Source organism: Microcoleus sp. S28C3 (genome assembly GCF_036700785.1).
Taxonomy (GTDB): domain Bacteria; phylum Cyanobacteriota; class Cyanobacteriia; order Cyanobacteriales; family Microcoleaceae; genus Microcoleus; species Microcoleus asticus.
Window position 1 is genome coordinate 1 of the sequence record NZ_JAUBPO010000202.1, and the last position, 5,339, is coordinate 5,339.

2 protein-coding genes and 1 pseudogene are annotated in these 5,339 nt (G+C 44.6%); 1 reads left to right on the forward strand and 2 read right to left on the reverse strand.

Annotation, left to right across the window (positions count from 1 at the left end; all coding sequences use genetic code 11):
* Positions 1 to 75: 75 nt before the first annotated feature.
* Both QUA13_RS31205 and QUA13_RS31210 read right to left on the reverse strand, forming a co-directional pair.
* Positions 76 to 939, reverse strand: coding sequence for an FAD-dependent oxidoreductase (locus QUA13_RS31205; RefSeq protein WP_333204808.1), 864 nt, complete (start codon positions 937 to 939; stop codon positions 76 to 78).
* 660 nt (positions 940 to 1,599) lie between these two features.
* Positions 1,600 to 1,776, reverse strand: coding sequence for a hypothetical protein (locus tag QUA13_RS31210; protein ID WP_333204810.1), 177 nt, complete (start codon positions 1,774 to 1,776; stop codon positions 1,600 to 1,602).
* Between the two features lie 471 nt (positions 1,777 to 2,247).
* On the opposite strand from QUA13_RS31210, the pseudogene QUA13_RS31215 reads away from it, so the two are divergent.
* Positions 2,248 to 5,265, forward strand: a pseudogene (locus tag QUA13_RS31215) (ATP-binding protein); the annotation flags it as partial.
* Positions 5,266 to 5,339: the final 74 nt, after the last annotated feature.

Sequence of the window (5,339 nt, forward strand, 5' to 3'; positions counted from 1 at the left end):
CTACTGTCATATCACACTATGATAAACACTTCTCTCTAATAGTAACTTACTCGATCCTTTCCTTCAGGGCACTACCTAAAATAATTCGCATCCGGGCCAACGCAGGTGTTTGTCTAAGACTGGCAAACCTTTAACTATTTCAAGGGGATGCGTTTCTAGCATTTCTTGGAACATTGGTTCGGCTGCAATGTCTAGTTTGCTGCCGGTTGCTAGCCAAATTCGATCGACAAATAACGTCTCCCCACCGCTGCAATCAACAGTCCATCTGTTATTTTCCCACCGAACGCCAACAACTTCGCACTGTTCGTGAAATGTCAGTTTTTCGCTGTGGGAGAGCCTCCGCAACTGTGTCATAATTTCCGGTGTCATCGAGCCACCGTTGCGGGCTTGTTGAATGGTTTCCCACCGCGAATGGCAATCTGGTTCGGCGGCGAATCCTTTGAGGTATTTTGGTCCCAACCAACCGGGTTCGGCATCAAAGAGTTTTTCTTTGAAATAGCGCCTCGTCATTAACAGGACTTGGGCTCCTCTGGCAATTGCTCCTAGTGCTAAATGTCCGCTGGTTAGTCCGCCGCCGACAATTAATATTTGTTCTCCGTACAATTGCAAAGTTCGCAAATCTACTTGATGGGAGTGGCGAATTCTTTTGGCGGGATACTGTGTTTGAATTTTATTTACCCACGCTGGTAAATGCGGTTTTCCACTTCCGGCGGCGACGATTACTCGGCGGGCGAACGCACTTTTTCCGTCTTCAAACCACAGGCGGAAACGGCCGGATTTCGGCTGAATGCGGGTAACTTTTGCTTTGATAACTCGATCGCCCAATTGCCACCGTTTAATTGTGTCGCCACAAAATTCCTCAAATAACCGACTTCCAGGCAAATCGTAGGGGGGGGAACAATTCGGAGAAGCGATTTTCGGCAAACCTCCACAATTCATAAGGGTTGGGATCTCGATGGTGCACTGCGGGCGATCGCAAGTGTTCAATTTCTAAAGCTGCAAATTGCCTCCGCCACTGAGTCAGCCATTCGCCGCTCGGATCGAATGCTAAAATTTGAGCCTGCAGGCTATTGTTTTGTTTTTAATATGTGTGCTCTTGAACTCAGGGCGTGGAATCCGGCGCTGATTAAAGCTCAATGAATTTGCGACTTGGCTACTGAGTCCGCTTGCATGGAGAATGGCAATTTGCCAATAATAAAAATTCTCATCATAGGTTGATCGAGCATCGAGTTTACGCCTTTAGAGAGCAAGGAGGATGTCTGTATAGGTCGATCGAGCATCGAGTTTACGCCTTTAGAGAGCAAGCAGGATGTCTGTTCCACAGAAAGAGACAGGATGGTAGGCAAAAGCTAAAAAATCCCTTTCTGAGAGATTTCTGCCCCTCCTGGAGGCACTCCGACGCTCAGCAACCAGGTTTTTTAGCTCACTGAAATGAAAACCGCGATCGGAAAGCCTCGGGGCGATCGTCCGTTGGCGTAGCGATACCTCAAGGGACGGTGTTCCGCCTGATGCTGCAGTGACTAATTCCGGAATCAACAAATTTAGTTGGATATGTCAATCAGTAATTCATTTCCTGAAATTACTTGACAAGTAAAAAACTTAGCCGAATGGCGATCGCGGCGCTGCCTCAATTGCCCAATCTCCCGACGATCGTTGACGAACTCTAATTTCTGCTGGCAGTGCGTAATTGACTTGGGCTAGTTTCATTGTCCGTTTCTGAACTTTGGCATTTAATAGCTGATTCACTTCTGAGAGTTGGGCAGCTTGTTGTGGCATCTGGTCAAATAATTCAGCTTGCGATCGGGCGACTCCCAAGTGATCCGCAATCTGGCGCAGAAACTCGATTTCCTCTGCTTCCCGCTTTAAATCCAGATCCGGTACAATTGTACGGATGACATTAAATTATGATGTAAACTAGAGATTAGATTTTATAGGCGATCGCAATCAAGTATCGGTTTCAAAAATACTCTTAAGTACCTGATTAGCCTCTTAAATTCCTCTTCAATCATCTGCTGTAGTTCAATCAGCATTAGTCTCATTCATTTTCTACTTAATCTTAACTAAAGTATCAACAGCTCTTACATAAAATCTTCCACTATTGTTTTAAACTCGCACTTTCATAAATTGATCCACAAAGTATATTAAGAAAAATGTACTTGACTGAATAGCACAGGAGAGCGAGCGAAAATAGTAGATAGTAACTCTAAGAAGCTTCAGGCTTGACAGAAGCAGTAGGAATACGTAGATATGACTAAGAGCGCAAAACTTTTCCTAGGGTATGACATTAACGAGCAAATATACGCAGGAAATCGAACTCTAGTTTATCGTGGCATTCGCTCGTCAAATGGGCAACCCGTCGCGATCAAACTACTGCGAAATAACTTTCCCAGCTTCAACGAACTGCTTCACTTCCGCAACCAATACGTAATTGCTAAAAACTTAAATATCCCCGGCACTGTCAAGGCATACAGCCTGGAGAGCTATCATAACCGCTATGCTCTGGTGATGGAAGACTTTGGCGGAATTTCCTTATGTAGCTACCTGGCTAATCTAGCATCCGCTAGCAACGAACCTCTAGAAGGCTTGCCCGTTAACGAGTTTTTTCCCATTGCGATTCAAATTGCCAACGCCCTGGACGGACTTCATCGCCACCGAGTCATCCATAAAGACCTCAAGCCCGCCAACATTCTAATTAACCCGGTCAGCAAAGAAGTCAAGCTGATTGATTTGAGCATTGCTTCCCTGCTGCCGCGCGAAACCCAAGAAATTCAAAATCCCAACCTCCTCGAAGGCACTTTACCTTACATATCTCCCGAACAAACTGGGCGAATGAACCGAGGCATTGATTACCGCACAGATTTCTACTCGCTAGGAGTAACATTCTACGAATTACTAACAGGAAAGTTACCGTTCCAAACAGACGATCCAATGGATTTGGTACACTGCCACCTCGCCAAACAACCACTCTCCGCCTCAAGAGTTAACAATAGCGTTCCATTGGTGCTGTCTGAGATTGTCAGCAAACTGATGGCGAAGAATGCTGAAGGTCGCTATCAAAGCGCCCTAGGACTCAAGTACGACTTAGAAACTTGCTTATCCCAGTGGCAAGAGACAGGGGCGCTGACTAACTTTAAAATAGCGCAGCGAGATTTGTGCGATCGCTTCATCATCCCCGAAAAATTGTACGGCAGAGAAGCCGAAGTGCAAACCCTGCTAGAAGCATTTGACCGGGTGAGTGCAGGCAGCACTGAAATGATGCTAGTGGCGGGTTTCTCCGGCATTGGTAAAACCGCCGTCGTCAACGAAGTCCACAAACCCATCGTGCGGCAGCGCGGCTACTTTATTAAAGGAAAATTCGACCAATTTCAACGCAACCTTCCCTTCTCAGCTTTTGTCCAAGCCTTTCAAGATTTAATCGGGCAGTTGCTTTCGGAAACCGACGCAAAAATCGAGCAGTGGAATTCAGAAATCTTAGCCGCTTTGGGCGAAAATGCGGGAGCAATTGTGGAAGTTGTACCCGAATTAAAATTTTTGATTGGAGAACAACCTCCCGTACCAGAACTCTCCGGCAGTGCCGCCCAAAATCGCTTTAATTTGTTATTTGAAAAATTTATTCAAGTTTTTACTACAAAGGAACATCCCCTAGTTATTTTCTTGGATGATTTGCAATGGGCAGACTCAGCATCGTTAAAGTTGATACAACTTTTAATGAGCAACTTGGGGAGTCGCTATCTTTTCTTGATGGGAGCTTATCGAGATAACGAAGTTTTTCCAGCACACCCGTTAATGCTGACCTTGACGGACATTGAAAAAGCCTCAGCAACGGTGAATACCATTACTCTAGCGCCGCTCCAGCAGTCGGATTTGAATGGTTTAATTGCCGATACTCTTGGTTGTTCAAAAGTGCTAGCACGACCTTTAACAGAACTGGTTTATCAGAAAACTAAAGGCAATCCATTTTTCAGCAGCCAATTTCTCAAATCATTGCATGAAGATGGATTAATTTCGTTTAATTTTGATATCCGTCACTGGCAGTGCGATATTGCAAAAGTAAGAACATTAGCGCTGACAGATGATGTAGTCGAATTCGTAGCAATTCAGTTACGGAAGTTGCCCGTCCAAACTCAAGAAGTTTTGAAGTTGGCAGCCTGTATTGGCAATCAATTTGACCTAGCAACACTGGCAATTGTTGAGGAGAAATCGCTTGAAGAAACTGCACTCAACCTGTGGAAAGCTCTCCAAGAAGGGCTAATATTACCCATTAGCGAGGTTTATAAGTTTTACCAAGCAGAAGGAGATGAAAACGGGGAAAACGGTAATAGGGACAAATCTATCCCATTACCTATTACCCACGATCAATTACCCAAATACAAATTCTTACACGATCGCGTCCAACAAGCTGCTTATTCTCTGATTCCAGAAGACCAAAAGCGCTCGACTCACTTAAAAATCGGTCAACTGTTATTAAAGAATACGCCAGAAGCCGAACGAGAAGAAAGAATATTTGATATTGTCAACCACTTGAATGTGGGAGTTGAGTTAATTACCCAAGAAGCAGAACGGGAGCAATTAGCACACTTGAATCTAGTTGCCGGAAAGAAAGCCAAAGCTGCTACTGCCTATTTGGCTGCTGTTGTATATTTCAAATTCGGCAGAGAATTACTGATAGCAAATAGTTGGCAAAATCAATATGAAATAACATTAGCGCTACATAACGAAGCAGCAGAAGCAGGTTTTTTGAGCGGTGATTTTGAAGGAATGCAGAGGTTCGTTGAGGTAGTACAAAACTGCGCCAAAACCTTACTGGACAAAATCATAGTGTATGAAGTCCAGATTGAAGTCTATATAGCTCAGAACAAGTTACTAGAAGCAGTTAATACGGCGCTACAAGTTTTAAAGCTGTTGGGGGTGGAGTTTCCCCAAGAGCCGAACGCCTCAGATATTGGGCAGACACTAGGGGAAACTGCGTCAATTTTGAACTGCAAGCGAATTGAGGATTTAATTGACCTGCCTCAAATGAGCGATCCCTATAAACTAGCAGCTATGAGACTTTTATCAAGTATCTTTGGTGCGGCATACATTGCTGCGCCAGAACTGGTGCCCTTGATGGTATGCAAACAAGTAAACTTGTCCGTCCAATATGGTAATGCTTCCGTGTCTCCCTTTGTTTATGCCAATTATGGTCTTCTGCTTTGCGGAGTTGTGGGAGATATAGATTCAGGTTATCAGTTCGGTCAATTGGCTTTAAATCTAGTGTCAAAGCTGGGGGGGTGACAAAGAGGTCTACGAGATAGACTGTATAAGGGTTGCAGCCCGCATACCTTGTTGGTAAAAGCGGC